The sequence below is a fragment of the Nocardioides aquaticus genome (assembly GCF_018459925.1).
GTDB classification, from domain to species: domain Bacteria; phylum Actinomycetota; class Actinomycetes; order Propionibacteriales; family Nocardioidaceae; genus Nocardioides; species Nocardioides aquaticus.
Genome location: NZ_CP075371.1, coordinates 4,515,511 through 4,542,351, shown reverse-complemented (window position 1 = coordinate 4,542,351; position 26,841 = coordinate 4,515,511). Strand labels below are relative to the sequence as shown.

25 protein-coding genes and 1 pseudogene are annotated in these 26,841 nt (G+C 74.4%); 17 read left to right on the top strand and 9 right to left on the bottom strand.

Features of this window, described 5'->3' with window-relative positions:
• Nucleotides 1-135 precede the first annotated feature (135 nt).
• Genes ENKNEFLB_RS22065 through ENKNEFLB_RS22025 form a run of 9 tightly spaced genes read left to right on the top strand, consistent with a single transcriptional unit; the run spans nt 136 to nt 7,471 of the window.
• Complete coding sequence (locus ENKNEFLB_RS22065; RefSeq protein ID WP_214059679.1) at nt 136-474, top strand: PadR family transcriptional regulator; 339 nt, start codon at nt 136-138, stop codon at nt 472-474.
• Between the two features lie 2 nt (nt 475-476).
• Nucleotides 477-857 carry a DUF1048 domain-containing protein gene (locus ENKNEFLB_RS22060; protein ID WP_214057302.1) on the top strand — a complete coding sequence of 127 codons (381 nt, stop codon included), beginning with the start codon at nt 477-479 and terminating at the stop codon, nt 855-857.
• A complete protein-coding gene (locus ENKNEFLB_RS22055) occupies nt 854-1,708 on the top strand; it encodes an ABC transporter ATP-binding protein (RefSeq protein ID WP_214057301.1) in 855 nt (284 codons plus the stop codon). Before ENKNEFLB_RS22060 ends, ENKNEFLB_RS22055 begins: the two co-directional genes overlap by 4 nt.
• The gene (locus ENKNEFLB_RS22050) at nt 1,705-2,466 is read left to right on the top strand and encodes an ABC transporter permease (RefSeq protein ID WP_214057300.1); all 762 of its coding nucleotides are present in this window, start codon (nt 1,705-1,707) and stop codon (nt 2,464-2,466) included. Before ENKNEFLB_RS22055 ends, ENKNEFLB_RS22050 begins: the two co-directional genes overlap by 4 nt.
• A 45-nt stretch (nt 2,467-2,511) precedes the next feature.
• Entirely contained in the window at nt 2,512-3,108 is a 597-nt protein-coding gene (locus tag ENKNEFLB_RS22045) for a GNAT family N-acetyltransferase (protein ID WP_214057299.1), read from the top strand.
• A gap of 50 nt (nt 3,109-3,158) precedes the next feature.
• Nucleotides 3,159-3,995 (top strand): alpha/beta fold hydrolase, encoded by an 837-nt coding sequence (locus tag ENKNEFLB_RS22040; protein WP_214057298.1) that lies wholly within the window; start codon nt 3,159-3,161, stop codon nt 3,993-3,995.
• Nucleotides 3,988-4,566: a TetR/AcrR family transcriptional regulator gene (locus tag ENKNEFLB_RS22035; protein WP_214057297.1), complete on the top strand. Its 579-nt coding sequence runs from the start codon at nt 3,988-3,990 to the stop codon at nt 4,564-4,566. Before ENKNEFLB_RS22040 ends, ENKNEFLB_RS22035 begins: the two co-directional genes overlap by 8 nt.
• Complete coding sequence (locus ENKNEFLB_RS22030; protein ID WP_214057296.1) at nt 4,563-5,099, top strand: GNAT family N-acetyltransferase; 537 nt, start codon at nt 4,563-4,565, stop codon at nt 5,097-5,099. Before ENKNEFLB_RS22035 ends, ENKNEFLB_RS22030 begins: the two co-directional genes overlap by 4 nt.
• Before the next feature lie 8 nt (nt 5,100-5,107).
• Nucleotides 5,108-7,471, top strand: a complete 2,364-nt coding sequence (locus ENKNEFLB_RS22025) for an excinuclease ABC subunit UvrA (protein ID WP_214057295.1) — start codon at nt 5,108-5,110, stop codon at nt 7,469-7,471.
• Between the two features lie 27 nt (nt 7,472-7,498).
• Here the strand turns inward: ENKNEFLB_RS22025 and ENKNEFLB_RS22775 are convergent, their stop codons facing one another.
• Together ENKNEFLB_RS22775 and ENKNEFLB_RS22770 are read right to left on the bottom strand one after the other, a co-directional pair.
• Entirely contained in the window at nt 7,499-7,930 is a 432-nt protein-coding gene (locus ENKNEFLB_RS22775) for a phospholipase D-like domain-containing protein (protein WP_246535743.1), read from the bottom strand.
• A 350-nt stretch (nt 7,931-8,280) separates the two neighbouring features.
• Nucleotides 8,281-8,955 (bottom strand): annotated as a pseudogene (locus ENKNEFLB_RS22770) (PLDc N-terminal domain-containing protein); the annotation flags it as partial.
• A gap of 185 nt (nt 8,956-9,140) precedes the next feature.
• Between ENKNEFLB_RS22770 and ENKNEFLB_RS22015 the strand changes: the two are divergent.
• Nucleotides 9,141-10,667, top strand: coding sequence for a class I adenylate-forming enzyme family protein (locus ENKNEFLB_RS22015; RefSeq protein WP_214057294.1), 1,527 nt, complete (start codon nt 9,141-9,143; stop codon nt 10,665-10,667).
• A 54-nt stretch (nt 10,668-10,721) separates the two neighbouring features.
• Here the strand turns inward: ENKNEFLB_RS22015 and ENKNEFLB_RS22010 are convergent, their stop codons facing one another.
• The 3 genes from ENKNEFLB_RS22010 to ENKNEFLB_RS22000 all read right to left on the bottom strand — a co-directional run bounded on the left by ENKNEFLB_RS22010 (nt 10,722) and on the right by ENKNEFLB_RS22000 (nt 13,763).
• The gene (locus ENKNEFLB_RS22010; RefSeq protein WP_214059678.1) at nt 10,722-11,354 is read right to left on the bottom strand and encodes a VWA domain-containing protein; all 633 of its coding nucleotides are present in this window, start codon (nt 11,352-11,354) and stop codon (nt 10,722-10,724) included.
• Nucleotides 11,355-11,691: 337 nt separating this feature from the next.
• Complete coding sequence (locus tag ENKNEFLB_RS22005; protein ID WP_214057293.1) at nt 11,692-12,612, bottom strand: AAA family ATPase; 921 nt, start codon at nt 12,610-12,612, stop codon at nt 11,692-11,694.
• A gap of 38 nt (nt 12,613-12,650) precedes the next feature.
• Nucleotides 12,651-13,763 (bottom strand): NDMA-dependent alcohol dehydrogenase, encoded by a 1,113-nt coding sequence (locus ENKNEFLB_RS22000; protein ID WP_214057292.1) that lies wholly within the window; start codon nt 13,761-13,763, stop codon nt 12,651-12,653.
• Nucleotides 13,764-13,941: 178 nt separating this feature from the next.
• Between ENKNEFLB_RS22000 and ENKNEFLB_RS21995 the strand changes: the two genes are divergently transcribed.
• Together ENKNEFLB_RS21995 and ENKNEFLB_RS21990 are read left to right on the top strand one after the other, a co-directional pair.
• The gene (locus ENKNEFLB_RS21995) at nt 13,942-15,558 is read left to right on the top strand and encodes a sigma-54-dependent Fis family transcriptional regulator (protein ID WP_214057291.1); all 1,617 of its coding nucleotides are present in this window, start codon (nt 13,942-13,944) and stop codon (nt 15,556-15,558) included.
• 59 nt (nt 15,559-15,617) lie between these two features.
• The gene (locus ENKNEFLB_RS21990) at nt 15,618-16,463 is read left to right on the top strand and encodes a CPBP family intramembrane glutamic endopeptidase (protein WP_246535742.1); all 846 of its coding nucleotides are present in this window, start codon (nt 15,618-15,620) and stop codon (nt 16,461-16,463) included.
• Between the two features lie 13 nt (nt 16,464-16,476).
• Here the strand turns inward: ENKNEFLB_RS21990 and ENKNEFLB_RS21985 are convergent, their stop codons facing one another.
• Nucleotides 16,477-17,130, bottom strand: coding sequence for a vitamin K epoxide reductase family protein (locus ENKNEFLB_RS21985; RefSeq protein ID WP_214057290.1), 654 nt, complete (start codon nt 17,128-17,130; stop codon nt 16,477-16,479).
• 105 nt (nt 17,131-17,235) lie between these two features.
• On the opposite strand from ENKNEFLB_RS21985, the gene ENKNEFLB_RS21980 reads away from it, so the two are divergent.
• Nucleotides 17,236-18,042 carry a siderophore-interacting protein gene (locus ENKNEFLB_RS21980; protein ID WP_214057289.1) on the top strand — a complete coding sequence of 269 codons (807 nt, stop codon included), beginning with the start codon at nt 17,236-17,238 and terminating at the stop codon, nt 18,040-18,042.
• Between the two features lie 139 nt (nt 18,043-18,181).
• Nucleotides 18,182-18,952, top strand: coding sequence for an aquaporin Z (gene aqpZ, locus ENKNEFLB_RS21975; protein ID WP_214057288.1), 771 nt, complete (start codon nt 18,182-18,184; stop codon nt 18,950-18,952).
• 164 nt (nt 18,953-19,116) lie between these two features.
• Here aqpZ and ENKNEFLB_RS21970 read toward each other — a convergent pair whose 3' ends face one another.
• From ENKNEFLB_RS21970 to ENKNEFLB_RS21960, 3 genes are all read right to left on the bottom strand, one after another.
• A complete protein-coding gene (locus tag ENKNEFLB_RS21970) occupies nt 19,117-20,904 on the bottom strand; it encodes an ABC transporter ATP-binding protein (RefSeq protein ID WP_246535741.1) in 1,788 nt (595 codons plus the stop codon).
• A gap of 57 nt (nt 20,905-20,961) precedes the next feature.
• Nucleotides 20,962-22,806: a sensor histidine kinase gene (locus ENKNEFLB_RS21965; RefSeq protein WP_214057287.1), complete on the bottom strand. Its 1,845-nt coding sequence runs from the start codon at nt 22,804-22,806 to the stop codon at nt 20,962-20,964.
• Nucleotides 22,807-22,898: 92 nt separating this feature from the next.
• Nucleotides 22,899-23,639 (bottom strand): tyrosine-protein phosphatase, encoded by a 741-nt coding sequence (locus tag ENKNEFLB_RS21960; protein WP_214057286.1) that lies wholly within the window; start codon nt 23,637-23,639, stop codon nt 22,899-22,901.
• A 67-nt stretch (nt 23,640-23,706) separates the two neighbouring features.
• Here ENKNEFLB_RS21960 and ENKNEFLB_RS21955 point away from each other — a divergent pair, with 67 nt between their 5' ends.
• The 3 genes from ENKNEFLB_RS21955 to ENKNEFLB_RS21945 all read left to right on the top strand — a co-directional run bounded on the left by ENKNEFLB_RS21955 (nt 23,707) and on the right by ENKNEFLB_RS21945 (nt 26,817).
• Nucleotides 23,707-24,930: an SLC13 family permease gene (locus ENKNEFLB_RS21955; RefSeq protein ID WP_246535740.1), complete on the top strand. Its 1,224-nt coding sequence runs from the start codon at nt 23,707-23,709 to the stop codon at nt 24,928-24,930.
• A 9-nt stretch (nt 24,931-24,939) separates the two neighbouring features.
• Complete coding sequence (locus ENKNEFLB_RS21950) at nt 24,940-25,788, top strand: patatin-like phospholipase family protein (protein ID WP_214057285.1); 849 nt, start codon at nt 24,940-24,942, stop codon at nt 25,786-25,788.
• 69 nt (nt 25,789-25,857) lie between these two features.
• Nucleotides 25,858-26,817 (top strand): alpha/beta fold hydrolase, encoded by a 960-nt coding sequence (locus ENKNEFLB_RS21945; protein ID WP_214057284.1) that lies wholly within the window; start codon nt 25,858-25,860, stop codon nt 26,815-26,817.
• The last annotated feature ends 24 nt before the right edge of the window (nt 26,818-26,841 follow it).

The following is a 26,841-nucleotide window of genomic DNA, read 5'->3' as shown; positions in this document are numbered from 1 at the left end:
ACCAGCACTCATCGGTCGACGCCCCCTCGGATCCGCCTCGGCCGGGGCTTGCGCCATCGCTATTCAGTACTACTATGTACTGGTAGTCAGCAACGTTGAGTAGTGAGCCAGGGAGGTGCCGTCGTGGGCAAGCAGATGACCGAGCTGCTGAAGGGGACGCTCGAGGGCATCGTGCTGGCGATCCTGTCCGTGAGGCCGGCGTACGGCTACGAGATCACCGCGCGGTTGCGGGAGGAGGGCTTCGCCGACCTCGCCGAGGGCACCGTCTACGCGCTGCTCGTCCGGATCGAGCAGCGCGGCCTGGTGGACGTGGAGAAGGTCCCGTCCGAGAAGGGGCCACCCCGCAAGGTCTACACGCTCAACGCGCAGGGACGAGACGACCTCACCGAGTTCTGGAGGACCTGGAGCTTCCTCGCCGAGCGTCTCGAACGGCTCCGCCACGACGCGGGACACCCGCAGGAAGAAGGCACCTGACCATGGTCGCACGATGGATCGAGACCCTCACCGGGTCGCTGGAGCAGAAGAGGCAGTACCGGCGGGCCGTCGCCCGCATCGAGGCCCTGGACGAGCCGTACCGAGGAGCCGCGAAGGCGGTCGACCGGTACCTCACCTACGCCGGTGGGTTCACCGACGGTGACACCCTGGTCAGGATGGTCGCCGACCACGCCGATCTCTGGGAACGCGCCGCGCTCGACGGCACCCCGGTACGCGCGGTCGTCGGCGACGACCCGGTGGAGTTCGCGGAGGCGTTCGCCCGGGCGTACTCGGGCAAGGAGTGGATCGACGAGGAGCGCGCCCGCCTCTCGAAGGCGATCGACGACGCGACCGGCGACGCCGGCCGGAGGACCGAGGGATGAACGCCCCGGCGGCCACCGCCGAGGCCAGCGCCGAGGCCGCCGTCCCGGCGATCAGCGTGCGGGGCCTGGAGAAGTCCTTCCGGGGGCTCCCGGTGCTCCGCGGTGTGGACCTCGACGTGGCCCCGGGCACGGTCCTCGCGCTGCTGGGCTCCAACGGCGCGGGCAAGACGACGGTCGTCAAGATCCTGGCGACGCTGCTCGAGGCCGACGCGGGGACCGCCAGCGTGGTCGGGTACGACGTCGGTGCGCAGGCCGCGCAGGTGCGCGGGTCGATCAGCCTGACCGGGCAGTTCGCCGCCGTCGACGAGATCCTCACCGGACGGGAGAACCTGACCCTGATGGCGCGTCTGCGTCACCTCGCAGCGCCGAAGCGGATCGCCGACGACCTGCTGGCGCGCTTCTCGCTCGCCGACGCGGGCGGGCGACGGGTGGCGACGTACTCCGGCGGCATGCGCCGGCGCCTCGACATCGCGATGAGCCTGATCGGGAGCCCGCCGGTCGTCTTCCTCGACGAGCCCACCACCGGGCTCGACCCCCAGGCACGACTCGAGGTGTGGCGCACCGTCAAGGACCTCGCGGCGCAGGGCACCACGGTCCTGCTCACCACCCAGTACCTCGACGAGGCCGAGCACCTCGCCGACCGGATCGCGATCCTGCACGAGGGCCGGATCATCGTGGACGGCACCCTCGCCGAGCTGCGGCGGCTGCTCCCGCCGGCCCGGGTCGAGCGCGTCGAGAAGCAGCCGAGCCTGGAGGACGTCTTCCTCGCGCTCACCGGCGCCCCGGACACGGCCGGCGGCAGCCCCGCACCCCGGGTCCCGCACGGCCCCACGGAGAGGGGGCAGCGATGATCGCGCACGCCCTCGGTGACACCGTCGCCCTCACCGGACGCTCCCTGCGCCACGTGGTCCGGAGCCCGGACACGATCATCACGACCGCCGTCATGCCGATCGCCTTCCTGCTGCTGTTCGTCTACGTCTTCGGCGGGGCGGTCGAGACCGGTGAGGGCGCGTACGTCGACTACCTGCTGCCCGGCATCCTGCTGATCACCGTCGCCTCGGGGATCGCCTACACCGCCTACCGGCTGTTCCTGGACCTCAGGGGCGGCATCCTCGAACGGTTCCAGTCCATGCCGATCGCGCGCTCGGCGGTGCTCTGGGCCCACGTGCTGACCTCGCTGGTGGCGAACCTGGTCTCGCTGGTGGTCGTCGTGCTGGTCGCCCTGCTCATGGGCTTCCGCTCGGGGGCGGGCGTGGCCGCGTGGCTCGCGGTGGCGGGCGTCCTGGTCCTCTTCACCCTGGCCCTGACCTGGTTCGCCGTGGTGCCGGGCCTGACCGCGAGCTCGGTCGAGGGCGCCAGCGCGTTCTCCTACCCGCTGATCCTCCTGCCCTTCCTCAGCTCCGCGTTCGTGCCGACCGACACCATGCCCGGGCCGGTCCGGGCCTTCGCCGAGCACCAACCGGTCACCTCGGTCGTGGACACGATCCGGAGCCTGTTCGCCGGGCAGCCGGTCGGTGGCGACCTCTGGGTCGCCCTCGGGTGGTGCGTCGGCCTCCTGGTCGTCGCGTACGTCGCCGCGACCGCCGTCTACCGACGCACGACCGCCTAGGCCACGGGCCCGGGCCAGGACGCCCGATCCGGGCTAGCGTGCTGCATGCCCGAGTTCACCTGGAGACCGGCCAACCAGTGCACGACGGAGGACGTCGAGGCGGTGTTCGACACGGGTGGCGCCGGCAAGTGCCGCTGCCAGGCGCTGAAGGCCCCCGGCTGGATCTGGCGTGACACCACCCAGGAGCAGCGGGACGCCGCCCTGCTGGAGCAGACCGGGTGCGGCACCGACGGGCCCACGTCCGGTCTCCTCGGCTACCTCGACGGTGAACCGGCCGGCTGGGTCGCGGTCGAGCCGCGGGAGAACTACCCCCGGGTGTGGAGCCGCAAGGCGCCGTGGATGCGGATGGATCCCGACCTCGGGGGCGTGTGGTCGGTGACCTGCTTCGTCGTCCGCAAGGGCTTCCGTCGGCAGGGGCTGATGTACGAGCTGGCGGCCGCCACCGTCGAGCACGGCCGGCAGGTCGGCGCCCACGTCCTGGAGGGCTACCCGACGGAGCCGGTGCCCGGGAAGACGGTGATCTGGGACGAGGCCTCGGTGGGACTGCTCCAGGTGTTCCTCGACGTCGGGTACGAGGTGGTGGCCTCGCCGACCCTGCGCCGGCGGGTCGTGCGGCACCACCTCCTTGACCTGAACGGCTAATGAGGTTAGCCTCAGGCTAAGAGAATTAGCTAACGACCCTGGAGTCCGCCATGACCCACCACCTGAGCATCGACCAGCACTCACTCGCCTACGACCTCGAGGGCGAGGGGCCCCTGGTCGTCCTCGCCCACGGGATGGGCGACACCCGGCACTCCTACCGCTTCGTGGTCCCCGCCCTGGTGGCGGCCGGCTACCGGGTCGCCAACGTCGACCTGCGCGGCTGTGGCGACTCCAGCCTGGGCTGGGACGGCTACAGCCGCACCGACATCGCCGGCGACCTCGTCGCCCTCGTCCGTCACCTCGGCGGCCCGGCCGTGATCATGGGCCAGTCGATCAGCGGCGGCGCGGCGACGATCGCGGCCGCCACCGCACCCGACGTGGTCACCGGGGTCATCGAGCTGGCGCCCTTCACCCGCACGCAGTCCGTCAGCCTCGGCGGCCTGCTGCGGAACAGGCGCTACCGCACCGGGACGCTCCGGCTGGTGTGGGCCGTCACCACGGGGAGCTCGCGCGGGTGGGCGAGGTACCTCGACCCGGCCGTGCCCGAGAAGCCGGCCGACTGGGACGCGGAGCTGGCCCGGATCGTGACGACGCTCGACGAGGACGGCCGGATGAAGGTCCTCAAGGCGATGGGCGGGTCGAGCCCGGCGGACGCGGGCGCGCGCCTGCCGGACGTCTCCTGCCCCGTGCTGGTGGTGGAGGGCAGCCTGGACCCCGACTGGGCCGACCCGGTCGCCGAGGCGGAGCTCATCCTGGCCGACCTCCCCGACGGCGTGGGCGAGATCGCCGTCATCGAGGGCGCCGGGCACTACCCGCACACGCAGACCCCCGACGAGGTCGTCGCGCTGACGCTGCCCTTCCTGGCCCGGACGCTCCCGCGTGCCTAGGGCCGGCCTGGCACCGGCCACCGTCGTCGAGGCGGCCGCCGACCTGGCCGACGAGACCGGGTTCGACCACCTCAGCATGGGGAAGGTGGCCGACCGGCTCGGCGTCCGCACCCCCTCGCTCTACAAGCACGTCGAGGGCCTCGACGACCTCGCCCACCGGATCGCGGTCCTGGCCGCCCACGAGCTCAGCGACACCATCCGCGACGCCACCCAGGGCCGCTCGGCCCGTGAGGCGCTCGCCGCCGCCGCCCGGGCGATGCGGGCCTTCGTGAACGAGCACCCCGGTCGGTACGCCGCGATCAACGCCGGCCGCCGTACCGGCTCCGACGACCCGCTGGAGGTTCCCACCGCCCGGTTCCTGGCCTCGTTCGCCGCCGTGCTGCACGGGTACCGGCTGGACCCCGCCCAGGAGGTGCACGCGATGCGGATGCTGCGCAGCATGCTCCACGGCTTCGCCGACCTCGAGCTGGCCCGCGGCTTCCAGCTCGACACCGACGTCGACGAGAGCTTCACCTGGCTCCTCGACTTCGTCGACCGCGGGCTGCGGGCGCTCGTCGCGGACTCGCCATGAGCCTCACGACGGCCCGGTTGCGGTTCCGGCCGTTCGTGGGCGCCGACCACGCCTGGCTGCACCCGATCGCCTCGGACCCGGTCGTCACCCGCTACACCGACTGGGGCCCGAACAGCGACGACGACACCGCCGCGTTCCTGGGCGAGGCCACCGCGGAGGGCGCGGCGCCGTCGCCCTGGACCTGGGCGGTGACCCTGGCCGACGGCACGGGCATCGGCTCGGCGAGCCTCGACGTCGTCAGCGCGACGCACCGGCGGGCCCGGGTCGGCTACCTGGTCGGTCCCTCCCACCAGGGCGTCGGGTACGGCACCGAGGTGGCGACCTGGCTGGTGGCGCGCGCCTTCGAGGAGCACGGGATCCGCCGCGTGGAGGCCACCTGCCACCCCGACAACACCGCCTCGGCCCGGGTGCTGGCGAAGGCGGGCCTGCTCCTTGAGGGCCGGATGCGCGGCCACCTCCTGGCCCGCGGCGTGTGGCGCGACAGCCTCCTGTGGGCGGCCCTCGACACCGACCCCCGCGCCGCAGGACACTGACGATCGCCATGACGACGACCCCGCACCCCGCCGACACCCACGACCTCATCCGCGTCCACGGCGCCCGCGAGAACAACCTCAAGGACGTCAGCGTCGAGCTGCCCAAGCGGCGGCTGACGGTCTTCACCGGGGTCTCCGGGTCGGGCAAGAGCTCGCTGGTCTTCGCCACCATCGCCGCGGAGTCGCAGCGGATGATCAACGAGACCTACAGCGCGTTCGTGCAGGGCTTCATGCCCAGCCAGGCGCGCCCCGACGTCGACGTCCTGGAGGGGCTGACCACCGCGATCATCGTCGACCAGGAGCGGATGGGTGCCTCGCCGCGCTCCACGGTCGGCACCGCCACGGACGCCAACGCGATGCTGCGCCGGCTGTTCAGCCGGCTGGGCGAGCCGAGCATCGGGGGGCCGCAGGCGTACTCCTTCAACGTCGCCTCGATCTCGGGCGCCGGTGCGGTGACGACGACGAAGGCCGGACGGGAGACCAAGGAGCGACGCTCCTTCACGATCACCGGCGGCATGTGCCCGCACTGCGAGGGCCGCGGGTCGGTCAACGACATCGACCTGACCGCCCTCTACGACGACAGCCTGTCGCTCAACGACGGCGCGCTGCGGATCCCCGGGTACAGCATGGAGGGCTGGTACGGCCGGATCTTCCGCGGCTGCGGCTTCCTCGACGCCGACAAGCCGATCCGCGACTACTCCGCCCGCGAGCTCGACGACCTCCTCCACAAGGAGCCGACCAAGCTCAAGATCGACGGCATCAACCTCACCTACCTCGGGCTGATCCCGCAGATCAAGAAGTCGTTCCTGGCCAAGGACGTCGACGCGATGCAGCCGCACGTCCGGGCCTTCGTCGAGCGCGCCGTCACCTTCACGACCTGCCCCGACTGCGCCGGCACCCGGCTCACCGAGGCCGCCCGGTCCTCGACGATCGGCGGGGTGAGCATCGCGGACGCCTGCGCGATGCAGATCAGCGACCTCGCCACCTGGGTGCGGGGACTCGACGAGCCGTCGGTGGCGCCGCTGCTGGCGACGCTGGGCCACACGCTCGACTCGTTCGTCGAGATCGGCCTGGGCTACCTGTCCCTGGACCGCCCCGCCGGCACGCTCTCGGGCGGCGAGGCCCAGCGCACCAAGATGATCCGCCACCTCGGGTCCTCCCTCACCGACGTCACCTACGTCTTCGACGAGCCGACCATCGGACTGCACCCCCACGACGTGCAGCGGATGAACGAGCTGCTCCTCCAGCTGCGCGACAAGGGCAACACCGTCCTGGTCGTCGAGCACAAGCCCGAGGCGATCGCGATCGCCGACCACGTCGTCGACCTCGGCCCCCGGGCCGGTACGGCGGGCGGCGAGATCGTCTTCGAGGGCACCGTCGCCGGCCTCCGGGCCAGCGACACGCTCACCGGGCGCCACCTCGACGACCGGGTCTCGCCCAAGGAGGACCTCCGCACCCCGACCGGCGTGCTCGAGGTGCGCGGGGCGAGCACCCACAACCTGCGCGACGTCGACGTCGACGTGCCGCTGGGCGTGCTCACCGTGGTCACCGGCGTCGCGGGCTCCGGCAAGAGCTCGCTGATCCACGGCTCGCTCGCGGGGCGCGAGGGCGTCGTGGTGGTCGACCAGAGCGGCATCAAGGGGTCGCGGCGCAGCAACCCGGCGACGTACACCGGGTTGCTGGAACCGATCCGCAAGGCCTTCGCCAAGGCCAACGGGGTGAAGCCGGCGCTGTTCAGCGCCAACTCCGAGGGCGCCTGCCCGAGCTGCAACGGCGCCGGGGTGATCTTCTCGGACCTCGGGATCATGGGCGGCGTCTCGACCCCGTGCGAGCTGTGCGAGGGGCGCCGCTTCGACTCCTCCGTGCTCGACTACACCTTCGGTGGCAAGGACATCAGCGAGGTCCTGGCCATGTCGGTCGCCGTCGCCGAGGAGTTCTTCGGCAGCGGCGACGCCCGGGTGCCGGCCGCCCACAAGATCCTCGTCAACCTGGTCGACGTCGGCCTGGGGTACCTGACCCTCGGCCAGCCGCTCACCACGCTCTCGGGCGGGGAGCGGCAGCGGATCAAGCTCGCCACCCGGATGGCCGAGCAGGGCGTGACCTACGTGCTCGACGAGCCGACGACCGGCCTGCACCTCGCCGACGTCGAGAACCTCCTGGGCCTGCTCGACCGCCTCGTCGACGCCGGGAAGACGGTCGTGGTGATCGAGCACCACCAGGCCGTGATGGCGCACGCCGACTGGATCATCGACCTCGGTCCGGGCGCCGGCCACGACGGTGGACTGGTGGTCTTCGAGGGCACGCCCGCCGACCTGGTCGCCTCCCGCGCGACGATCACCGGCGAGCACCTCGCGGCGTACTGCGGGAGCTGACCGGTCCCGGACGTACCCCGTCCGTGCTCACATCAGGGCGGCCGTCAGCCGGCACACGTTGTCGACGTAGCGCCGGTGCCACGGACGCTGCTGCCACTCGGCGACCGTCAGCACCCGCGACGCCGCGCGCTGCTCGTCGTCGTGCTCCTGCAGCCGGCGCACCAGGGCGCCGCCGAAGCCGAGCAGCATCACCTCGTAGGTGAGCGCGAACGAGCGGAAGTCCATGTTGGACGAGCCGATCACCCCGACCGTGTCGTCGACGGTGAGGTACTTCGCGTGCAGCACCGCCGGCGCCGGGTAGAGGTGGATGACCACCCCGGCCTCGAGCAGGCCGCTGTAGTAGGACCGCTGGGCGTGCCCGACCAGGAACTGGTCGGCCTCCTCGCCCACGAACAGCTCCACCCGGACCCCGCGATGGGCCGCGGTGGTGATCGCCGACAGCAGCGCCTCGTCCGGCACGAAGTAGGGGCTGGTGATCGAGACGTGCTCGGTGGCCAGGTGCACCAGCGAGGTGAACAGGCGCAGGTTCGGCTCGCTGGGGAGCCCGGCCCCGAGGCCACCACCTGCATCGCGTTCGCCCGCCCGTCGAGGTCGCCCGGCAGCAGGTCGGGCTTGTCGACGAAGTGGGTCTCGAAGTCGAGCACCTGCCCGGTCTCGGTGTACCAGTCGGTCGCGAAGACGGCCTCCACCGACAGCACCACGTCACCGCTGACCTGCAGGGTCAGGTCCTTCCACCGCCGCCCCTCGCGGGCGTTGCGGGCGCTGCCGTACGCCGGCCCGATCAGGTTGTGCGAGCCCACGAACGCGGTCTCGCCGTCCACGACGAGCAGCTTGCGGTGGTTGCGCAGGTCCGGGCGGCGCCACTGCCGGCGCAGGGGGCGGATCGGCATCATCAGCTCCCACGCGACGCCGGCCGCGGTCAGCCGCCGCTGCAGCTCCTTCCAGCCGGGGTACGAGCGGGAGCCGAGGTGGTCCATCAGCATCCGCACCTCGACCCCGCGGCCTGCGGCCGCGCAGAGCGCGGTGAAGAAGGCGTCGGTGGCCTCGTCCCAGGAGGCGATGTAGAACTCGACCTGGACGTAGCACCGTGCGTCCGCCACCGCCCCGGTCATCGCCGCGAACGTCTCGGCGGTGTCGCCGAACAGGCCCTCGTCGGCCCCGGTCACGCACGGGATGCCGGTCAGGTGCCGGTTCATCCGCAGGATGCTGGCCAGCCCCGGTGAGGGCTCCGCGCCCCACGGCACCGTCGGCAGCGTCCGGGTCTGCTCGCCGATGAAGCCGGTGGCCTGGCGCTGGACCTCGATCCGGCGCCCGCGCACCCACGGGCTGCCGATCATCCAGTAGAGCGGGAACCCGACCACCGGCACGAAGAGGATGAGCAGCAGCCAGGCCGACGACGACGCCGGCCGGCGGCCCTCGGGCACGGTGCCCACGGCGGCGAGCTTCAGGACGTACTCGGTCGCGAGCAGCACCGCGGTGACCATCGCCGTCCAGCTCATGCTCGGATCCTAGGGAGCCGCGACAGGGCGGAGGTCCCGCCTGGCGGTCGGAACGGCCCCGTCGTCGAGGCGCGTTCCCGGCTCCCGGACGTCGACCGGGGGTAGGTTCGCCGGGGTCGACGACGAGGTCGGCCGGGGCGAGAGGGAGCGTGGTCGTGGAGCCGTCGCAGATGCTGACCAGTCCGACCGGGCGGCCGCTGGCGCGGCTGGCCGCCGACGCCTGGGAGCGGTGGGGCGAGGACACGACCACCGTCTTCGAGGGCGCGCGGTGGACCTCGGCCGAGCTGGGCCGCCAGGCCCGGGCCGTGGCCGGCGGGCTGGCCGGGCTGGGCGTGCGGCCCGGCGACCGGGTGGTGGTGCTGATGGCCAACTGCCCCGAGGTCACCGTGAGCTACCAGGCGGTCTGGTGGCTGGGCGCGGTCACCACCCCGGTGCTGTTCCTGGTCAGCGAGGACGAGCTGCGCCACGTCCTGGTGGACAGCGAGGCGGTGGTCGTGGTGACCACCCCGGAGTTCGCCGGCAAGGTCCTCGGCGCAGCCCGCGGGGTGGCGACCCTCCGGCACGTCGTCGTCGCGGGGGAGCCGGTCGAGGGCACGGTCGCCTTCGCCGACCTGGTCGGCCAGGACGAGGCCGCGCCCGCCGACGTCGACCCGACCGGGCTGGGGGCGCTGCTCTACACCGGCGGGACCACCGGGCGGTCCAAGGGCGTCATGCTCAGCCACGACGCGCTGTCGGCGGCCGCGTGGGCGTCGGTGCTGAACTCCACCGACCCGGGGCACACCGTCTCGATCCTGCCGCTGCCGCTGGCCCACGTCTTCGGGCTGATGGTCTCGACGATGGGCCTGCACGCCACCCAGGCCGGGACGACCGTGCTGATGCGGTGGTTCGAGCCCGCCGCCTACCTCCGCCTGGTGGCCTCCGAGGGCGTGCACGTCGGCCCCGTGGTCCCGGCGATGCTCCGCTCGCTGCTCACCCAGCCGCTGGAGGAGCACGACCTGTCCGCCCTGCAGCGGCTCTCCTCGGGCAGCGCCCCGCTGGCCGAGGAGGTCGTCGAGCAGCTGGCCCGCCGGCTGCCGCACGTCGAGGTCGCCGAGGGCTACGGCTGCACCGAGACCGCGGCGCTGATCTCCAGCACCCCGCTCGGGGCGGTACGGCGGGGGAGCGTGGGCCGACCGGTGCACGGCATCTCCCTGAGGATCACCGCGCCCGACGGTCGCGAGGTGCCGACCGGGGAGGACGGGGAGATCTGCGTCCAGGGCCCGTCGCTGATGCAGGGCTACTGGCAGGCACCGGACGCGACCGCCAGCACGCTGCGCGACGGGTGGCTGCACACCGGCGACGTCGGCCGGGTCGACGCCGACGGCTACCTCTACGTCGTCGACCGGATCAAGGACCTGATCATCCGCGGCGGCTTCAACGTCTACCCCCGTGACGTCGAGGAGGTCCTGATGGCCCACCCCGACATCGCCAACGCCGCCGTCGTGGGTCGCCCCGACGACGTCCACGGCGAGGAGGTCGTGGCCTACGTCCAGCCGGCCGCCGGCGCGGCGCTGGACCCCGACGCCGTGCGCGCGTACGCCCGCGAGCACCTCTCCGCGGTGAAGTACCCCCGCGAGGTCCACGTGGTCGAGCAGATCCCGCTCACCTCGGTGGGCAAGCTCGACCGCAAGCGGCTGCGGGCGTTCGGGGCGGGCTGAGGTCGAGACCTGCCCGTCAAGCACCGCCCACCGACCCGCCCCCAGCCGGTCGACTCAGCCCGAACCGTCCCCCAGCAGCAGGTCGAGCGCCGGCGGCAGGTCGTCCAGGCGCTCGATGCTGGCCACCCGGGCGTCGACGGACCGCGCGAAGCGGCGGGCCTCCTCGTCGTCGGACGCCGGGGCAAGCACCACCAGCTCGTCCAGCGCCCGGGCCGCGGCGGTGGGGTCGAGGTCGTCGGTGGCGCGGCAGTCCGAGAGCAGCACCGTGACCCTCCGGGCCGCCCGGGCCGGCGCCAGCTGGTCGCGCGCGGCCCGCAGCGCCGCGTCCAGCGACGTCATCCCGTGACCACGCAGGCCGAGCACCCGCTCGACGGTCCGCAGCGGGGGCACGGGCGCCAGCAGCTCGACCACCACCTCGGCGCGCCGGTCGAAGGCGACCACGGCCAGCTCGCCCGAGGAGCGCAGCGCGACCGCGGCGGCCGCCATCGCCGCGGTGACCAGGCGCGGGCCGTCCATCGAGCCCGACCGGTCCAGGAGCAGGCAGACCGCGGTGTCGGGACGCTGCCACGAGGTGGCGGTGAGGTCCTCCAGCGACGGCCGGGCGCCGGCGGCGCGCGCGCCCGCGATCGCCTCCAGGGAGGCGTCGACGTCCAGGTCGCCGCCCAGGTGCGCCGGGCGCCGCCGCAGCCGGCCGGACCCCGTACGCCCCGCGACCCCGACCGGGCACGGTCCAGCACCAGGCGCGGGACCAGGGCCTGGACCTTGGCGCGCAGCTGCTCGTCGGTGGCCCGGCTCATCGCGGCGAGCAGCGGCAGCACCTCGTCGGGGTCCTCGCCGAGCGCCTCACGGAGCGCGTCGACGTCGAGCTCGCCGAGCTCGGGGGAGAGCTCGGCGAAGCGGGCGTGGCCGGACAGCTCGGCCCGCGGGGTGGAGCGCTCGGGGCGCCCGCGGCGTGACTCGCGCGGCTCGCCCGGGGCGGGGGTCGGCGGCGCGGCGGAGGGGCCCGCCCCGGCGGGGGGCGGGCTCAGGCTTCCCCCGGTGGCTCGCCCTCCCCGCGCTCGTCGGAGCCGTCCTCGGGGCGGGGACCGAAGTGCTCGACGTAGAGCTCCTCGATGACCTGCTCGGCCGTCCGCTGCGACGCCTCGTCGACCCGGACCCGCCCGCTCAGCGCCACCAGCGCGGAGTCCAGGCCGGCGTCCCAGTCGTCGGGCGCGACGCCGCGCGAGCGCGCGAGCTCGTGGGCCATGCCGGCGAGGTCGATCGCGCCCCGTACCGAGGACCCCACCCGGATCTCCGGGTGGCTGCGGGTGGCCCGCACCAGCGCGACCGCGGCCGCGCCCCACCCGGGCGAGGGCAGCGGGCACCGCCCGGCCACGATCTGCTCCTCGGCCTCCGCGGACTGGTAGCCCATGGTGATCCGGCAGGTCCGGTCGTAGACGGCGCTGGAGACGCGGGCGGTGCCCACGGCGTCGTACGGGTTCATCGCGGCGACCATGCCGAACCCGGGCTCGGCCCGGACGACCCCGAGCCGCGGGACGGTGATCTCGCGCTCGGACATCACCGTGAGCAGGGTGTTCAGCGTCTCCTCGGGGACCCGGTTGAGCTCCTCGACGTAGAGCAGCCCGCCCTCGCGCAGGGCGTCGAGCAGGGGGCCGTCGACGAAGACGTCGACGGCGTAGCCGCGCTCGAGCACGAGGGCGGGGTCGAAGTGGCCCACCAGTCGGGCGGGCGTCAGCTCGGCGTTGCCCTCGACGAGGACGAAGGCGGAGTCACGGCGGCGGGCGACCTCGCGCAGCAGCGTCGACTTGCCGGTGCCCGGGGGGCCCTCCAGCACGACGTGGGCGCCGCTGCGCAGCGCGGCCTCGAGCAGCTCGCTCTCCCGCGCCCGGCCGACCACCTCCGGGGCGGGGGTCGAGCCCGCCGCCCCGGAGGGGAGTCTCGTCATCGGTGTGGGTTCTCCTCGCTGTCCAGGACCGTCGATGGTCAGTGGCTGTGGACGACGACGCCGCGGACGTTCTCGCCGTTGAGCAGGTCGTCGTAGCCCTCGTTGACCTGGTCCAGGGTGTAGGTCCTGGTGATGATCTCGTCGAGCTTGATGTCGCCGGACTGGTAGAGGCCGAGGATCCGGGGGATGTCGGTGGTCGGGTTGCAGTCGCCGAACAGGCTGCCCTTGAGCTGCTTGCGGTAGAGCGTCATCACCGAACCGGGCAGCTGGATGTTCATCTCGTCGAGCTTGTTGAGACCGGTGAGCACGACCACGCCGCCCTTGCCGACGGCGTTGAAGCCCTCGCCGACGATCTCGGAGGTCATCAGGCCGGGGGTCAGGATGGCGGAGTCGGCCATCTGGCCGCGGGTCAGGTTGGTCAGCGTCTCCATCGCCTCGCCGGTGCTGGCGAACGCGTGGGTGGCGCCCAGCTCCATCGCCTTCTCGCGCTTGTTGGCCAGCGGGTCGACCGCGATCACGTTCTTCGCGCCCGAGAGGGCGGCGCCCTGCACGGCGTTGATGCCGATGCCGCCGACGCCGATCACCACGACGGTCTGGCCGGCCTTGACGTCGGCGGTGTTGACCGCCGAGCCCCAGCCGGTCGGCACGCCGCAGCCGACGAGCACGGCCTTGTCGAGCGGGAGGTCGTCGTCGACCGGGACGCAGGAGTTCTGGTGGATCACGCCGTACTGGCTGAAGGTGCCGAGCATGCACATCGCGCCGTACTGCCCCCGGGGGCCGGTGATCGGGAACCGCTCGCCGGGCAGGTAGCCCTCGAGGATGGTCGCGCCCATGTCGCAGATCGACTGCTGGCCGTTGGCGCAGTAGCGGCAGGACCCGCAGTTGGGGATGAAGGAGCAGACCACGTGGTCGCCGACCTTCACGCGGGTCACGCCCGGGCCGACCTCCTCGATGATCCCGGCGCCCTCGTGGCCGAGCACCATCGGCAGCCGGGCCTCGAGGTCGCCGTGGGCGATGTGCACGTCGGAGTGGCAGAGCCCGGCGTGGGTGTAGCGGATGAGGACCTCGCCCGCCTGGGGCTTGTCGAGGGTCAGCTCCTCGATCTCGATGCGCTTGCCTGCTTCGTAGACGACGGCGGCCTGGGTCTTCATGCGTGCTCCTCGGGTCGGGGACCGGTACGCCGCGGTCCGCGACGCTGTGACTCCGGTCACCGTCGCAGGTCGTGGGGCGCACGGGTGTTCAGGTTCTGGACAGGCGGTCGGGACCGCGGGCTACTGTGACCGCGACCACACCAGCACGGCTCGGACGTCAGGCACGAGGGGGACGCCGGTGAGCCTCACCGACGAGATGCGCGCACCGATCGCCGACTCGTGGCGCCGCGCCGGTCTCGCCGGCGTCGACCCCGCCTCGGCCCTCCAGGGCCTGACCTACGCCGAGGTCGACCTGCGGAGCCCGCTGATGGCCGCGGCCACGCCAGTGCTCGACGACCTCGGCGACCAGCTCAGCGAGACCGTCTTCAGCACCCTGCTGGTCGACCGGGACGGCCGCGTCGCGCAGCGGTGGTGCGGCACCCGGGGCCTGGAGCGCGCCTTCGACGACCTGGGGGTCGCCGTCGGGGTCAGCATGCTCGAGGAGGCGGTCGGCACCAACGCCCCCGGCACCGTCCTGGAGACCCGGGAGCGGATCGCGGTGCACGGCTCGGAGCACTACGCGGTGCCGCTGCGCGACTTCAGCTGCTACGGCCACCCGATCTTCCACCCGGTCACCCGCCGGATCGAGGGCGTCCTCGACATCACCTGCGTCGCGACGTCCGCCGACCCCCTCCTGCGCCCGGTGGTCGCCCGGGCGGTCGCCGACATCGAGCAGCGGCTGCTCGACGGCAGCCGGGTCAGCGAGACCGAGCTGCTGCACGCCTTCCAGGCCGCGTCCGGGCGGCGCCGGGCGGTCGTGGCGATGCTGGACGACCTGACGATGTCGAACCGGACCGCGCTCGACCTGCTCGGCCAGGTCGACCTGACCCTGCTCCGGATGCTGGCCCAGGACGTCGGCAGCACCGGGCTGTCCCGCGAGATCACCCTGGAGTCCGGGGTGGCCGCCCGGGTCCGCGTGGAGCACGTGCCGCGCACCCGCGGCGGGTCCCTGGTCCACGTCGAGCCGCTGGCCCGTCCGCGCAGCCCCCGCAACCGGACCACCCCGGTGAGCCGGGTCGCGACCGGCCCCGCGCTCGTCGCGGGCGCGCCGGGCACCGGCCGCACCACGTACGCCGCCCGGCTCGCCGGCGACCACCGGGTGGCGGTGCTGACCGCGGCGCGCGCCCTGCTCGACGGCCCGCAGGCGTGGTCGCGCGACTTCGCCTCCCTGGTCCGGGCCGGGCAGGGCACGGTCTGCGTGGACGGGGTCGACCTGCTCCCCGACCACCTCGTCGACCTCGTGGCCTCCCACGTCGCCACCGCGACGGCGCCCCGGGTGGTGCTGATCTCGGGGCCGGTCGACGACCTCGTCGGCCGGGCCGCGGCACTGGTCTCGGCCTGCACCGACCGCACCGAGCTGGCGCCGCTGGCCGCCCGCACCGCCGACCTACCCGACCTGGTCGCGACCCAGCTGGTCGACCTCGGCTGCGACGCCTCGGTCCACCTCGCCCCCTCCGCCCTGGCCGCGCTCGGCGCCCAGTCCTGGCCGGGCAACCTGCGCGAGCTGCGCGCCGTGCTCGAGCACGCCGTCCGGGATCGTGGGCTCGGCCCGATCACCGTGGACCACCTGCCCGAGGCGTACCGCTCCCGCGACGGCGCCCGCACCCTCGCCCCGCTGGAGCGCGCCGAGCGCGACGCGATCGTGGCCGCGCTCGACCAGCACGGCGGCAACAAGGTCCGGGCCGCGGCGGCGCTGGGCATCTCGCGCACGACCCTCTACGCCAAGCTCCGGACGCTGCGGATCACGGCGTACTGACCTACCCACCCGGCCCCGGCGCTCACCGGTCTCTCAGCCACCCCGGGCATCCTGGTCCGGTGACCACTGCCGCCGCGACGACCCGGACCCCCCGCCTGGCCCGCGCCCGGGCCGCGCTGCGCCGCGACAGCCCCGTCCCGGGAGGCGTGCCCGAGCTGGCCCGGGCGGTGCTGGTCCTCGAGGTCGTGCTGGTGCTGCTGCTCTCGCTGGGCCGCTCCGCGGTCTACTCCGTGGTGAACCTGCTGGAGGCCGTCACGGCACCGGGTGCGCTGTCGGAGCAGGCCGCCACGCTGAACACCTCGGTCACGCCGGACCGTCCGTGGTTCGACCTCGCCTACCAGCTGCTGCGGATGGGGTTCGCGGTCGTCCCGGTGCTGCTGTGCGCCTACCTCCTCGTCCGCTCGGGCACCCGGGTGCGCGAGGTGTGGTTCCGCGGCGCCGGGTGGCGCGACCTCGGCTCCGGCGCGGTGATCGCGCTCGGCGTCGGGTCGCTGGGCGTGGTGTTCTACCTGGCGACCTTCGCGCTCGGCACGAACCTCACCGTGGTCGCCCAGGGCCTGCCCGAGGAGTGGTGGCGCTACCCCGTGCTGGTCCTCTCGGCGCTGCAGAACTCCGTGGTGGAGGAGTTCGTGGTGCTCGGGTTCGTCCAGGTCCGGCTGCGCCAGGCCGGCCTCGGCGACGCGAGCGCGATCGGGCTGGCCGCCCTGCTGCGCGGCAGCTACCACCTCTACCAGGGCCTCGGCGGGTTCGTCGGCAACCTCGCGATGGGGCTGCTCTTCGGCTGGCTCTACCGCCGCTGGCAGCGGGTCACCCCGCTGGTGGTCGCCCACACGTTCCTCGACATCGGCGCCTTCGTCGGGTACGCCGTGCTGGCCGGTCAGGTGGACTGGCTGCCCACGCTCTGAGGTGTCCGGCGGGTCAGAGCAGGGTGACCCAGTAGTCCCAGAACCGCTCGAGGATCGCGCCCGCGAGGAGCAGGTACCAGCCGAGCACGATCAGGTACCGCACGTTCCACAGCTTCTCCACGACGCGGGGCGAGCGCGAGGTGCCGGCCCCGGCGGCCACCAGCGTCGACCACACCGCCGTCGGGATCGTCACCGCCCACACCACCAGGCACCACGGGCAGAGGGCGTTGATCTCGTAGAGGGTCTGGAAGGCCAGCCAGTGCACGAACACGAGCCCGGCGAGGCCGCCGAGGGCGAGTCCGGCGAGCACCGTGCGTGGCAGCCGGGCGCCGAGGGCCAGGGAGAGGCCGAGGGCCACGACGGCCGCGAAGCCGATCAGCCCGAGCAGCGAGTTCGGGAACCCGAACACCTCGGCCTGGTCGCTGGCCATCACCGAGCCGCAGGACACGATCGGGTTGATGTCGCAGGCCGGCGTGAAGGACGGGTCGGCGAGCAGCTTCAGCTTGTCGACGGTCAGCGTGAAGGCGGCGAGCAGCCCGAGGGCGCCGAGCACGACGAGGCCCACGCCGTACGGGCGCAGGCTGATGTCGTAGGCCGACAGGTCCTCCTCGGGGCCGTCGACGCCGCCCCGGCCGTCGACGGGCTGCTGCTGGTCCACCGCGCTCATGGCGCCAGCGTAGAGGGCGGTGACGCACAGCCGCGGCTCAGAAACCGGGTCTAGGCTCGTCGGGCCGGCGGCCCCGCGCCGGCCCGCTCCGAGAGGAACTCTGCGTTGCACGCACGCGTCACCGAGACCCGCTGGCTCACCCCGACCCTGGTCCGGGTGGTGCTCGGCGGCGAGGACCTCGCCGGCTTCGAGAGGGGGCCCGAGACCGACGCGTACGTCAACCTGGCGCTCCGGCCGGACGGGGCGCCGTACGACGTGGTCTTCGACCCCGCCGAGGTGCGCGAGCAGCACCCACGGGAGACCTGGCCCGCGCGTCGGCGCTACACCGTGGCCGACTGGGACGCCGAGCGGCACGCGCTGAGCATCGACTTCGTGGTGCACGGCGACACCGGTGCCGCGGGGCGGTGGGCGGCGACGGCGCAGCCCGGGGACGTGCTCGTGTGGGAGGGGCCCAGCGGCGGCTACCGCCCGGAGCCGGGCGCCGAGGTGCACCTGATGGCGGGCGACGAGTCCGCCCTCCCCGCGATCGCGGCCTCGCTGCGGGCGGTCCCCCCGGGGGCGCGCGCCGTGGTCCGGCTGCTCTGCGACGGACCCGGGCACGAGGTGCCCCTGGACTCGACCGGCGACCTGGACCTGGTGTGGCTGCACCGCCGCGGGGACGACGGGGACGTCGACCTGCTGGCCGAGGCCGTCCGCGGGGCGGCCCTGCCCGACCCGGCCGCCGGGCGGGTGCAGGCGTTCGTGCACGGCGAGGCCGACGAGGTCCGCGCGGTGCGCCGCCACCTGCTGGTCGAGCGCGGCATGACCCGCGCCGACATGTCCTGCTCGCCGTACTGGCGACGGACGATGACCGACGAGGACTGGCGTGCGGTCAAGCGGGACTTCGTGGCGGCCATGGAGGCCGACGGCTGACGGTCGGCCCAGCGGGGGCGGGTTGTGGGCGGGCTCACGCCCGGTGCGCGTGACGGTCGGCGGGTCGGGGACGACTGATCGTCAGCCGGCACGGAGCCGGACTTCCCGAGGGGGACGACGGCGTCCCCAGGAGGCACTGATGAGCACCCGCACCCCCACCCGTCCCGCACCCCCGACCGGGACCGCGACCCCGTCGCTGGCCCGTCGCCTTCCCGTGGAGGCGCTGGGCACCTTCTGGCTGGTCCTCGCCGGCTGCGGCACCGCCGTCCTGGCCGGGGACGAGGTCGGGTTCGTCGGCATCTCGCTGGCCTTCGGCCTGGCCGTGCTGACCATGGCCTACGCGGTGGGCCACGTGTCAGGGGCGCACTTCAACCCGGCCGTCTCCGTCGGCCTCGCCGTCGCCGGCAGGTTCGCCTGGAGGGACGTCCCCGGCTACGTCGTCGCCCAGGCCGCCGGCGGGTCGCTGGGCGCGCTCGTGCTCTACGTCGTCGCGTCGGGCCGCAGCGGGTTCTCCCTGGCCGACGGCTTCGCCACCAACGGGTACGGCGACCTGTCCCCGACCGGGTACTCGCTGCTCGCCGTCGCGGTGGCCGAGGCCGTCCTGACCTTCGTGTTCCTCTACGTCATCCTCGGCGTGACGGACCGCCGCGCCCCCGCCGGCTTCGGCCCGCTGGCGATCGGCCTGGCGCTGACCCTGATCCACCTGATCTCGATCCCGGTCTCGAACACCTCGGTCAACCCGGCCCGCTCGCTGGCCGTGGCGTGGTTCGACCTCGCCGCGCTCGGTCAGGTGTGGCTGTTCCTCCTCGCGCCGGTCGTCGGTGCGGCCCTGGCGGGCGCGACGTACGCGCTGGTCACCGGGGTCGACCGCCGCGGCACCGAGATCGACGGCGACGACCGGGTCGGCTGACCCGGCTCAGCGCACGAGGACCGCGTGTCGCCCACGACGACCGCACCGGGCGACGTCACGTCGGCCGCCACCGGGACGTCATGCGGTCGGCGCCGTGGCCGACCGCGCGAACGTATGACGTCCCGCGGTCGCGGGCCGCCGCCCCGCCCGACGACCACCAGGCCTCAGCGCGCCGGCGCGGCCTCGCCGGTCTGCACGCCCCACAGCGCGGCGTAGGTCCCGCCGGCCGCGACCAGGTCGTCGTGCGTGCCGGACTCGACCACCAGACCGGCGTCGAGCACCCAGATCCGGTCCGCGTGCCGCACCGTGGACAGGCGGTGGGCGACCACCAGCGCCGTACGCCGGGCGGTGACGACCCCCAGCGAGCGCTGGATCGCGGCCTCGGTCTCGTTGTCGACCGCCGAGGTGGCCTCGTCGAGCACGAGCACGGCCGGGTCGCGCAGGATCGCCCTGGCCAGCGCGAGCCGCTGGCGCTGCCCGCCGGACAGCGTTACCCCGCGCTCGCCGACCAGGGTGTCCCAGCCCTGGGGCAACGCCTCGATGAAGGAGGTCGACTCCGCGGCGTCCGCGGCCTCACGGACCTCGGCGTCGGTCGCCTCCGGCCGGCCGTAGCGGATGTTGTCGGCGACGCTGCCGGCGAAGAGGTAGACGTCCTGGGCGACGTAGCCGATCGCCCCGCGCAGGGAGTCCCAGTCGAGCTCGCGCACGTCGACGCCGTCGAGCAGCACGTGGCCCGCGCGGGGGTCCTCGAAGCGCAGCACGAGGCGCAGCAGGGTCGACTTGCCGGCACCCGTCGAGCCGACGACCGCGTGGGTCTCCCCGGCCGGCACGACCAGGTCGAGGCCGTGCAGCACGTCGGGGTGGTCGGCGTAGCCGGCCCGGACCCCGCGGAGCTCGATCCGCCCGGAGGTCGGCCGGGTCAGCAGGGTCGTGCCGGGCACCACGGTCGACTCCTCGTCGAGCAGCCGCAGGATGCGCACGGTCGAGGCCCGCGACTTCTGGTAGAGGTCGAGCACCTCGGCGACGTCGGTCAGCGGCCACAGCAGGCGCTGGGTCATGAAGACCAGGACGGAGTAGAGCCCGACCTCGAGGGTGCCGTTCAGCGCGGCCCACCCGCCGAAGAGCAGGGTGCAGGTGAAGCCGACGAGGATCGCCATCCGGACCAGCGGGACGAAGAGCGCCGAGGAGCGGATGGCCTGCAGGTTGGCGTCGCGGTACTCCGCGCTGGTCACCGCGAGCCGCTCGCGCTCGCGGTCCTCGGCGGTGAACGCCTTGATCGTGGTGATCCCGCCGAGGTTGGCGGTGAGGGTGTCGGAGAGGTCGGCGACGCTGGCGCGGACCCGGTCGTAGAGCGGCGCGAGGCGCCGCTGGAAGCGCAGCGAGCCGAGGATGATCAGCGGGATCGGCAGGAACGCCAGCACCAGCAGCTCCCAGGACGCCACCGCGAACACCGCGCCCACCAGCAGGATGTTCAGCGCGGTCTGGAGGATCGCCGGCGCCCCGAAGTCCAGGAACTCCTCGAGCCGGTTCACGTCGTCGTTCAGCGTCGCCAGGGTCGCGCCCGAGGGGCGGGACTCGTGCCAGCCGACGTCGAGGTGCTGCACGTGGTCGTACGCCTCGATCCGCAGCTGGTGCTCGACCCGCTGGGACAGCCCGCGCCACAGCCGGCTGGCGGCGTACTCGCTGGCGGACTCGATCACCCACACCACGACGTTGAAGGCGGCCAGCCACGCCAGCTGGGCGTAGCGGGACTCGACGCCGAGCAGGGTGCCGACCAGGGACCCGTCGCCACGCACGACCACGTCGACCGCGGCGCCGATCAGCAGCTCGGGCACGACGTCGGCGACCTTGTTGACCGTCGACGCGGCGACGGCGGCCACCAGGCGGGGGCGGTGCTGGCGGTAGCGACCGCCCAGGGTCCGCATCGGGCGGCGCATCTCGTCGGGGGTCACCCGCAGAGGTTAGGTGACCCTTAGTCCCAGGTCCGCACCGGCCGGTCCTCGCCCGGGTCAGCCGGCCGAGGGGAGCCGTACGGTGAACGTGCTGCCGCGGCCGGGCTGCGAGCCGACCTCGATCCGGCCCCCGTGGCGCTCGGCCACCCGTCCGGCGATGGCCAGGCCCAGGCCGCTGCCCGGGCGACGTCGCGCCTCGGGGTCGGTGCCCCGGTCGAACTCGGTGAACAGCCCCTCCCGGTCCTCGGGCGAGATGCCGATGCCCTCGTCGGTCACCCGCAGCACCGCGCGTCCGTCCGGGTCCGTGCCGACCTCCAGGCGCACCATGTCGCCGGCGTCGCTGAACTTGATCGCGTTGGAGGCGAGGTTGAGCACGAGCTGCTCCAGCTCCTCGCCGTCGCCGGTCACCCGCACGCCCGGGCGCGCACCCGAGAGGTCCACGCCCACCCCGGCCCGCCCGGCCTGGGCGGCCAGCTGGTCGACGACGGCGACGACCACCGCGGTGAGGTCGACCGGGACGTGCTCGACCGTCGCCGGCTCGCGCAGCCGGGTGAGGGTGAGCATGTCCTGCACCAGCGCCAGCATCCGCTCGCCGCTGGCCTGGATCGCCTGGTGGGCCCGGTCGATGACGGTCGGGTCGTCGCGGACCATCTCGAGGTTGCCGAGGATGGCCGCGAGCGGGTTCTTCAGCTCGTGCACGACGGTGGTGATGACCTCGGTGCGGTGGGCGTCGAGCCGCTCGAGCCGGCGCAGCAGCTCGTGCTCGCGCATCCGGACCCGCGCGGTGCCGATCACCCGCCCGAGCTCGCGGGCGACGTCGAGCGCGGCGTCCTCCTCGGCCTCGGTCCACGCCCCGGCCCGCTCGGCGCGGCTCAGCACGACGTAGCCCAGGCACTGGCGCCCCGAGCCCAGCGGGACCATCACGAACTGGGCGTGGCCGAGGGCCCGGAGCCAGTCCACGACGCGCCGGCGGCTGGTCGCGGGGACCACGCCGTCGTCGTCCTCGAACCGGTGCTCGTCGATGACCACCGTGCGCTGGGCCTCCCAGCAGGCGCCGGCGACGCGCCAGGCCGACGCGAACGCCCGCGCCTCGTCGAGCTCGGGCCAGCCCTGGTCGGCGGCGGCCGAGTGGTGCAGGGTCCGGCCGAGGTCGGCCGGGTAGTTCACCGCCTCCCAGGCGCCACCCTCGTCGGCGAAGAGGCGGACCCAGGCCTTCTCGGCGCGGAAGCCCTCCAGCAGCGGCGGGACGCAGGCCGGCAGCACCTCGGCGAGCTCCAGGGAGTCCGAGGCGGTCGCGACCAGTCGGCGTACCGCCGCGGACAGCCGGACCCGCTCCTCCAGCCGCTCGCGCTCGCGCGCCTGGCCCACCGCCAGGCCGATCTGCACCGCGTAGATCTCCAGGATGGCCCGGGCCTCGGGACCCGGCCGGCGTCCGTCAAGGGGCAGGTCGAGACCGAGCACCCCCAGCAGCTGGCCGTCGGCGCCGCACAGGGGCGCGTAGAGGGCGTCGTCGGGCTGCCACGCGTCCGGCTCGTCCAGCGCCGGCTCGCTGGTGCGCCACACGGCGGCGTCCTCCGGGAGGTCGTAGCGCCCGGCCGGGACGAAGCGCAGCAGGCCCCACTGGTCGGCCGCGTCGAGCTCGGCCTCGACGTCCTCGACCCGGTGCCGGCTCCCGGCGACCGCCTCGGTGCCCGGCCCGACCACGACCACGGTCTCGAAGAAGCCGCAGGCGCTGTGCAGGTTGACCGCCACGCCGGCGAAGCCGAGCACGTCGCGCACGCCCTCGGCGGCGGCGCGCAGCACGTCGTGCAGACCGCGGCCGCTGTTGACCAGGAGCAGCACGCGGTGCAGGTCGCTCAGCGCCGCAGCCTGCGCCGGCGGCGGTGTCGGGATGGCGGGCATGGGGTGGTCCTCGGGGGGTGGGTGCTTCGAAGGGTAGGCCGGGTGCGGACCACCCGTACGCGTTTCTTTCCACCCGCCCCGACCGGTCCGGATCAGCGGGCGCCGCCGTCGAGCCGGGCGCGCAGGGCGGTCAGCGACGCGTACGGGACCCCGGCGGCGAGCAGCGCGGCGGGCACGTCCGTGCCCTCCAGGTACGCCCGGGCGTCGGGCAGCCGGGCGGCGACCCTCTCCTCGAGCACGGCAGCGGTCGGGACCGGGTCCGTCCGGGGCACCCAGGCCCCGGCGGCGGTGTCCCAGGCCAGACCGTGCCCGGGATGGCCGGCCGCGCCCCGGAAGCCGCCTGCGTAGTCGGCGACCACCGCGTCGGTCTCGACTCCGGCCACCGCGAGCACCAGCGCCGACAGCATCCCGGCCCGGTCCCGGCCGCCCTGGCAGTGCAGCAGCACCGGGCCCGGCGCCTCGGCGACCGCGGCGACCGCGGTGGCGACCAGGTCCGGGAAGCGACGGACCGTCGGCGCCCAGCCGTGGGGGTGGTCGAGCCAGGGACCGACCTCCTCGAGGTACGCCTCGTCGTGCGGGTCCTCCACCGGGGCGTGGACCACCTTGACGCCCGGCGGCGCGGGGTGCGGGCCGCCCTCGCGCTCCTCGGCGTTGCGCAGGTCGACGACCCGGACCAGTCCCGCGGCGGCGGCCTCGCGCCACCCGCGGTCGGTCATCGTCGCCGGTGCCGCCGACCGGTAGACCTGCCCGGCGCGGGTCCGGCCGCCGCCGACCAGGGGCAGGCCCCCGAGGTCGCGCAGGTTGCGGGCACCGTCCCACCGTGGCGTCGTCACGGGCCGATCCTGGCAGGGCGTCGTAGGCTCCGCCGCGGTCCTGCGGGGTCCAGGGGAGGGATGAGTCGTGCGACGTCGTTCGGCACCGCTGTGGCTGCTGAGCGCCCTGGCCGGGGTGGTCGTGGTCGCCACCGGGGTGCTCGCCCCGGCGTCGGCGGAGGCGGTGCTGGTCCGGGTCGGCCCGGTGCTGGTCTTCCTGGTGGCGCTGACCCTGCTGGCCGAGCTGTGCGAGAGCGCGGGCCTGTTCGACCTCGCCGCCGACCTGGCCGCCCGGCTGGCGGGTGGTCGGACGTGGCTGCTGTTCGGCGTGGTGGTCGCGCTGGCCACCACGACCACGGTGCTGCTCAGCCTGGACACGACCGCGGTGCTGCTGACCCCGGTCGTGCTCACGCTGTGCGCCCGGCTGGGGCTCCCACCGCTGCCGTTCGCGATGGCCACCGTGTGGCTGGCCAACACCGCCAGCCTGCTGCTGCCGGTCTCGAACCTGACCAACCTGCTGGCGCTGCGCACGCTCGACCTGCACCCGGCGGAGTACGCGGCGCGGGCGGCTGCCCCGGCCGCGGCCGCCGTGGTCGCGACCGTCGTGGTCCTCGCGGTGCGGCACCGCCGCGAGCTGCGCGGGCGCTACGTCGTGCCCGCACCCCGGCCGGTCGAGGACGCCGTGCTCCTCGCCGCCGCGCTGGTGGCGGTGCTCGCGTTCGCCACGGCCGTGCTGGCCGGTGCCGACGTCGCGGTGGCCGCGGTGCTGGCCGCGGCGGCTCTCGCGGTGGTCGCGGGCGTACGCCGCCGCGCGCTGCCGTCGCGCGGCACCTGGTCCCGGGCGCTGCCGTGGCGCCTGGTGCTGACCGTGACCGGGTTGTTCCTGGTCGTCGCCGCGGCCGACGAGCACGGCCTGGGCCGGGTCACGGCCGCCGTGGCCGGCGAGGGCGGCGGCTTCACCGACCTGCTGCGGCTGGCGGCGACGTCGGCCGGGGCGGCCAACCTGGTCAACAACCTGCCGGCGTACCTCGCCCTGGAGCCGGCCGCCGGCGACTCCGTGCCCCGGCTGCTCGCGGTGCTCGTCGGGGTGAACGCCGGGCCGCTGGTCCTGGTGTGGGGGTCGTTGGCGACGCTGCTGTGGCGTGAGCGCTGCCGGGCGCGGGGGCTCGAGGTCACCGCCCGGTCGTTCGCCGCGTCCGGGCTGGTGCTGGTGCCGGTCGTGCTGGTCGCCTCCGTCGCGGCCCTCGCGCTGGTCGGGGGCGGCGTCGGGGGCGGCGTGGGGGGCGTGGGCGGCGCTGGGGGTGGTGGCTAGCCTCGCCGGGTGACCAGACGCGCACTCGTCCTCGGCGGCGGCGGCATCACCGGGATCGCCTGGGAGCTCGGCCTCCTGCACGGCCTGGCCCGCGCCGGGGTCGACCTCACCGACGCCGACCTGGTGGTCGGCACCTCGGCCGGCTCGATCGTCGGCTCGCTGCTGCGCTGCGCGCCGGCGGAGGGCACCGACCTGGCGGGGTTGTACGACTCCCAGCTCGAGCCGCCGGAGCCCGGCCCGACGGCCCGGATGGGCCCGGGGACGATCGCCCGGCTGGTCCCGCCGTTCCTGCTGCCCGGCGACGCCGAGCGCAAGCGGGCCCGGCTCGGGCGCAAGGCGATGCGGCACCCCGGGGACCGGGAGGAGCGGGTGGAGGTCATCCGCGGGATCGTCCCCTGGGAGGAGTGGCCCGAGCGGGAGCTGAAGATCACCGCGGTCGAGGCCGAGACCGGCCGGTTCACCGTCTTCGACCGCGCCGCGGGCGTCAACGGCGTCCCGCTGGTGCGCGCCGTCGCCGCCAGCTGCGCGGTCCCGCTGGTGTGGCCGACCGTGGCCGTCGGCGACCGGCACTACCTGGACGGCGGCTTCCGCTCGACCGCCAACGTCGACCTCGCCACCGGCTACGACGACGTGGTCGTCGTGGCCCCGCTGCCGCGCGCGTTCTCGCGGGCGACGTCGATCCCGGCCCAGCTCGCGCGCACCGGCTGCACCCGCTCGGCCGTCGTGGTGCCGGACGCCCAGGCGCTGAGCGACATCGGCCGCAACGTGCTCGACTTCGCGCACCGCGCCGACGCCGCGCGTACCGGGCTCCGCCAGGCGGCCGACGTCGCCGAGCGGGTCGCCGCCGCCTGGGCCTGAGGATCCGGGCCGGCCCCAGGTCGCGGCTGGGCGTGGCGGGCGCCGGTCGGCTCGCCTAGGTTCGCCCACGTGACCGACCGCGAGCCGCCCACCCACGAGCCGCCCACCCACGAGCCGCCCACCCACGAGCAGCCCGCTGACGACGTCCTCCTCCCGGGGCTGGACCCGTTCACGGTCGAGGTGGACGGCGCGACCGTCCGCGGCCGCTCGTCCCGGACGGCCCCGGGGACCCGTGGCGTCGTGCTGCTGCTGCACGGCTATCCCCAGACCAGCGCGATGTGGCACCACGTCGCGCCGGCCCTCGTCGCGGACGGGTTCACCGTGGTCGCCCCGGACCTGCGGGGGTACGGCGCCTCGACCTGCCACGACGGCGAGATGACCTTCCGTGCGATGGCCGCCGACCAGCCGCGGGTCCTCGAGGCGCTGGGGCTCGACCCCACCGGTGTGCACGTCGTGGGTCACGACCGCGGGGCGCGCACCGCCCACCGGCTGGTCCTGGACCACCCGGGCCTCGCCCGCTCGGTCGCCCTGCTCGACATCCTGCCCACCCTCGACGTGTGGGAGCAGATGGACGCCTGGCTGGCCCGGCGCTACTTCCACTGGACCTTCCTCATCCAGGGCGGCGGCCTGCCCGAGCGGCTGATCGACGCAGACCCCCAGGCCTGGCTCGACCACGCCCTGGGCGCGCTCGGCGGCACCGGTGGGATGACGACCGCCGCGCTGGAGGAGTACGCCGGCGCCGCCCGCGTGCCGTCGGTGGTCCATGCCTGGTGCGAGGACTACCGGGCCGGCGCCCGCACCGACCTCGAGCACGACCGTGCCGACCGGCGCCGCACCGTCGACCTGCCGGCCCTGGTGCTGTGGGGCGAGAAGGGCGTCGTGGGCGCCCGGGCCGACCCGGTGGAGGTGTGGCGGACGTGGTTCCCCGCCGCGGTCGGCCACGCGGTGCCGTCCGGCCACTTCCTCGCCGAGCAGCGGCCCGAGGAGGTCCTGACCGCGGTGCGCGCGCACCTGGACGCCGCCGGCTGAGCGCCGCCCCGGACCCGCCTTGGG